Annotated in this window: 3 protein-coding genes; 2 read left to right on the forward strand and 1 reads right to left on the reverse strand. The window is 33.7% G+C overall.

Going from position 1 to position 3184, the window contains the following annotated elements; genetic code table 11:
* Window positions 1-193, reverse strand: a 193-nt coding sequence (locus AB1422_18345; protein ID MEW6621261.1) for a hypothetical protein, incomplete at its 3' end; no start/stop codon positions are given.
* Window positions 194-834: 641 nt separating this feature from the next.
* On the opposite strand from AB1422_18345, the gene AB1422_18350 reads away from it, so the two are divergent.
* Together AB1422_18350 and AB1422_18355 are read left to right on the forward strand one after the other, a co-directional pair.
* Window positions 835-1371: a hypothetical protein gene (locus AB1422_18350; protein MEW6621262.1), complete on the forward strand. Its 537-nt coding sequence runs from the start codon at window positions 835-837 to the stop codon at window positions 1369-1371.
* A gap of 135 nt (window positions 1372-1506) precedes the next feature.
* Window positions 1507-3018 carry a CheR family methyltransferase gene (locus AB1422_18355; protein MEW6621263.1) on the forward strand — a complete coding sequence of 504 codons (1512 nt, stop codon included), beginning with the start codon at window positions 1507-1509 and terminating at the stop codon, window positions 3016-3018.
* Window positions 3019-3184 lie beyond the last annotated feature (166 nt).

Raw genomic sequence — 3184 nt, forward strand, 5'->3', positions numbered from 1 at the left:
ATCCAGAACCACTTTTCCACCCCTCTTCAGACTTTGCGATTATCAAAACAACCGCTGGTTTTACTTCGGCAATAGTCTTCCACTGGGTTTGAGTCTTCTTAATAACCTCTCCTTGACTTCTACTTATGAAAGCTATTAAACTACACAAAACAACAAAGAAAAAAGCACTTGTTTTTCTTCTATATCTTCTCATTTTTTTCACATCCTGATAGGAATTTGTTTTTGGGGCATTTTTTGCTTTGCAACATTTTGCGGACGCAACATACTTCGTATTCTCGCTTTGCTTGAATTCAGATGTCCTGTAAATAATACTCCATTCCATTAGCAGTTTTATTTTAATTCGGCCAAATATAAGGTAACATAGATAAACTAATTTGTCAACAAAAATTTCCACCTGTGCAGTTAATTTCAGAAAGAGCGTTGCAAATAGTTTTTAGTTATGGTGCGGGTTTGGGATGAATTTTGGGTGATAAAAGATGACAAAGCTATAAAAAAGAGATAATCTGGTTAGTTGACATCAAGATGAGGAGAGACTATATAGGATAGTAACTATTTAGCCACAGATGGACACGGATGAAACACCGAAAATTCGTGACCTAAAAATATCCGCAGATTACGCAGATTTCACAGATTTTTAATTTTTTATCTCCCCCGCTGGCGGCTGACATTACCCGAAAATTTCAAAAATTGGGTAGCCATAATTTTTAAGTTGTGATTTTATGTGATTTTTTCACGGTAAGCGTTCAGGTGGTGTAACAAAAGGAGATGTGGAGATTAAGGAGATAGGGAGATATTATTAAAAAAATTGAAATTAATAGAAACTAATAGAAATTTATGGAAATTTGTTGTTTTCCACAATCAATTTCTACCTATTTCTATAAATTTCAATCTATTTCTATTATCTTATCTCCATATCACTCTTATCTCCTTATCCCCTTTCTTACACTTTTGATATATAGCCTGAACGGTTACAGATTCAGCATATCTGCAAAGAATGAGGTCGATCTTCACAGAGAGATACCCAAAGAAATAAATCTGAACAGCATCTTCTCTATAAAGACAAAAAGATCCTTGAGGAATGATTGGACCATTGCCCACAACAGACAGCTTTATCAGATTAAAGATCCTCTTGCTGTCACAAGAACAAAGACTGTTGTTGTCCAAGAACGAATAGATGGGACAAGACATATTACTCATAAAAACCAAGAGCTTAATTATGAAAAGATAAAAATAAGACCACAAGAAGAACAGAAACCCATACAATCAAGAAAGATATATATCCCTCCCCCGGATCACCCCTGGAGGAGATTTAAGATAAATCCATACAAATATAAACAGAGAGAAAAGGAGAAGAAGATCTCCTTCGGTTAACTCAAAAGGTGACATTTCTACTTTGTTAAAAAGGTGACATTTCTATTTTGGGTTGACATGTCAACTTTTTTTTCTTGACTTTCTCAAAGTTTTTTGTTATATTTAAATTCTCAAGGATTAGGAGGGTAAATGTAGGTGAAATATCATTTAATAGAACCTGATTTAACCGATGAAGAATTTCTTTTATTTCAGAATTTTATTTCCCAAAATAGCGGGATATTTGTAGATGAACCTAAACGGGATTTATTAAGAAAGGCCCTTTTAGCTCGCACAACATCTATGAATCTTGGAGGATATAGTGATTATTATAAATTTTTGAAGTATAATCCACGCGGGGAGGAGGAATTTAAAGAACTACTTAACTTAATTACCGTTTGTGAAACATACTTTTTCCGCGATGTGAAACATTTCATTACACTTCGAAAACATATATTACCTGAACTCCTAAGGCGAAAACAATTACAAGGCAGTTATGGTATCAGGATTTGGTCTGCAGGATGCTCTACTGGCGAGGAGCCTTATTCAATCGCCATCGCTTTATTAGAAACCTTACAACCTGCACAGATGTGGGATGTGGAGGTATTTGGTTCAGATGTTAGCACCAGAGCTTTAACCCTGGCTCGAGAAGGGGTTTATTCTAAATGGTCACTCAGGTCAACAGATAGAAGTTACATTGAGAAATATTTTATTCAAGAGGGAAAAAATTATATTCTAAAAGATGAGATTAAAAAGAGGGTGAATTTTGAGTATTTTAATCTAATCAAAGAACCTTTTCCTTTAGCTAAAATGGGGGAATATTGGGATATAATCTTTTGCAGAAATGTCACCATATATTTTAAACCTGAATCCACCAAACGGGTGATAAATAACTTTTATAAAAGTTTGCAAAAAGAGGGTTATCTTTTTATTGGTGCCTCAGAATCTCTATATCATATCTCAAATGAATTCAAATTATTAGAAATAGAAGGAAATTTTCTCTATCAAAAATCGGATAAATTAGTTGAAAAACCATTTGAAAAACAAAAAATAGTCATAGAAAAAATTACACCCAGAGTAGCCAAAAAACAATCAAAGACAACAGGATTAGAAAAAGAGATAGAGGAAATTAAACAAAAGGCAAAATTCCCTTCCAAAGATGAAATAATTGATGGATTATACAAAAAGGCTCAATACTACTTTGAAGAGAATATGTTTGAAAAGGCATTATTTGAATTAATGAAGATAATTGAGCAAACTGATGAACATGCAGAAACATATCTTATGTTAGCCGATATTTATGCCAATAAAGAGCAGTTTGATGAGGCAGAAAAACAATGTCGCAAGGCATTACAAATTAACTCATTACTCTCACCGGCGCATTTTCTACTGGGTATTGTTCTTAATAAGAAAGGAAAAACAGATGAGGCAATTAATGAATTTAAAAAGATTATCTATTTAGACCCTAATTTCCCTCTGTCTCATTTTCACCTTGCCAATATTTATTCTGAAAATAAAGAATATCGAAAAGCCATCTTAGAATACAAGGCAACGATAGATATGTTGAATAAAAGTCCTGATGCAAATAAAATCGGCGGTGGGTTTTCAAAAGATATTTTAATCCAAACCTGCCAACGAAATATAGAAAGGATACAGCGGGAAATATCTTAATTAAAAACAAGTAACTGATAATTAATTACCATTCACCAGTTACCAATTACCAAATAGGGCTTCACGAAATTCCCTCACCCAAATATATAGAAAAGATTAGAGGTGGAGGACAGATATTCCCCCTTAATAAAGGGGGTTAGGGGGTTGTAAGTATATAAAGGGGGTT

The sequence above is a fragment of the bacterium genome (assembly GCA_040757115.1).
Lineage (GTDB): Bacteria > UBA9089 > CG2-30-40-21 > CG2-30-40-21 > SBAY01 > JBFLXS01.

What these genes read in the sequence shown, in the direction of transcription:
- AB1422_18350 (MEW6621262.1), top strand. Translation starts at nt 835, where the DNA reads ATGGAAATTTGTTGTTTTCCACAATCAATTTCTACCTATTTCTATAAA.